Annotated in this window: 2 pseudogenes; one reads left to right on the top strand and one right to left on the bottom strand. The window is 55.4% G+C overall.

Annotated features, from left to right (window positions below):
• Positions 1 to 264: 264 nt before the first annotated feature.
• Positions 265 to 411 (top strand): annotated as a pseudogene (locus DIE06_RS37645) (RHS repeat-associated core domain-containing protein); the annotation flags it as partial.
• A gap of 832 nt (positions 412 to 1,243) precedes the next feature.
• Here DIE06_RS37645 and DIE06_RS37655 read toward each other — a convergent pair.
• Positions 1,244 to 1,513: pseudogene (locus tag DIE06_RS37655) on the bottom strand (IS256 family transposase); the annotation flags it as partial.
• Positions 1,514 to 1,762 lie beyond the last annotated feature (249 nt).

Below are 1,762 nucleotides of genomic sequence, written 5' to 3' on the forward strand. Positions count from 1 at the left end.
TGTATGGCGTGATGGGCAGGGGCATCGGTCGCTGAATTGATGCCTCGTCGAGAGTTACGCGGTTATGCAGACCTTCCCTAGCGGTATGAGTACGATCTGGTTCGACGTTTGCGCCCTACAACCTTGCGGAAATTCCTCAACGCCATACTGCTGCAAGAGTGCCGCCGACCGGGACGTGTCGTGATGAGACTATGACGAGAGTTGCATTCCGTGCCACAGTCATCGCTCGTTGCGATTTGGGCGATGCGGGAGCGTGACGTATAGACGGGGCTGCATTACAACCGGCATCGGTACTACGATCCGGGTAGCGGGCGGTTCGTCAGCACGGATCCGATTGGGCTGGAAGGCAGGATCAACGTTTATCAATACGCGCCCAATCCGATAGAGTGGGTCGACCCGTTCGGATTGTCGAAAGCGCCGGTAGGCGCCGGAAGAAAACAAGCATCTTCAAAGGCGAACCAGAACGCAAAATGCCCATGCAGAGGCAAGTGGGAAGTAAATCGTTTCGACAGGATATGTTCAGGCAATGTGCCTGGCGTGGGCTACGCTAAGTATGTGCGAGATCCGGGCACAGGCGTGTGGTGGTCTGAAGATCAAACAGGGCATGGGAACAGTGCCTGGAAGGTGTGCGACAAGAATGGTGCATGGGTGGCAGACGCCGACGTCTATGGTGATTACATGAATAAGCACAAGAGCGATACGGGTAAGAGAATTGACTTTGACTCATTGAAGGGTAAGGACTCGAAATGATTCACTCTGCTGAGGAATTCGTGGCTCTGCGAGCGAGTTTGCTCAAGGATGAATATGATCGCGCTGCGAGTGAAGAGGCTCCTGTTTCAGTGTGGAAAGACGTCATCGATAGATTTCCGGAATATAGAAAGTGGGTCGCTTATAACAAGACAGTACCACTGGAGGTCTTGACGTTGCTTTGCCAATTTGGACCTGATGTTCGCCGTTCCGTTGCCGTGAAGAGAAAATTGTCTGATGAGTTATTTGAGCTTCTATCAAAGGATCTCGACGCAGTTGTTCGGCAAGGCATCGCCTCGAATAAAAAGGCTCCTATTTCGATAATCAGGAGACTTATGCAAGATGAGGATGAAGATGTCTCTAGAGTTGCCAAATACAACCTTGACAACCGATAGGTGTTGAAGTGGCGCCCGCGCGCGGCGCGATGCGGGAGCCTGAGTACGAGGATGACGGCGGGGTCACGCAAGCGCAGGCGCGGTTGTCGGTGCTCGAAGCGGAGTTCGGCCGGGCTGTCCTCGGTCAGGACTGTCTTGGCGCCCGTGCCATTGCGCTGGTTGGTTACGGTGCTCGGCTTGGCAGCGCCGGGCGGGTAGCCGAGATGGTGACTCATCTCACCGCCCAGCGCTCGCTCGATCAGCGCCTTCTTGAGGGCCAGCGTCGCGGTATTGATCGCTTCAGCCGTCGTCGGGCCGCTGCCGAATTGCTCAAGCAACTCGGCAGGAATCGCCGGCAGGTCTACCGGTTTGGCTTTGGGTTTGCGAGGCATATAGTCTCCTTCGGAGCATCATATGCCTTGAACACGAAATTACTGACAGGCCCGTGTAGCGGCTCGCAGCTCTCGTCATGGATGGCCCTCATTCCCTAACGACCGATGTCGCGCTTGCGCTGCCTCGCGATGAAGTGTTCCGTGACGGGCGAACATGTTTTACCGTCGGCGGGAACCTGTCCGCATTTTTGTGGGTGAGGCGGTTGAACAACGCGTTATCCGCGCGCCTGCATAAATCGCTCTCCGAAC

Origin of the sequence: Burkholderia sp. Bp8998, assembly GCF_003854235.1 — a bacterium.
In the GTDB taxonomy this organism is placed as follows: domain Bacteria; phylum Pseudomonadota; class Gammaproteobacteria; order Burkholderiales; family Burkholderiaceae; genus Burkholderia.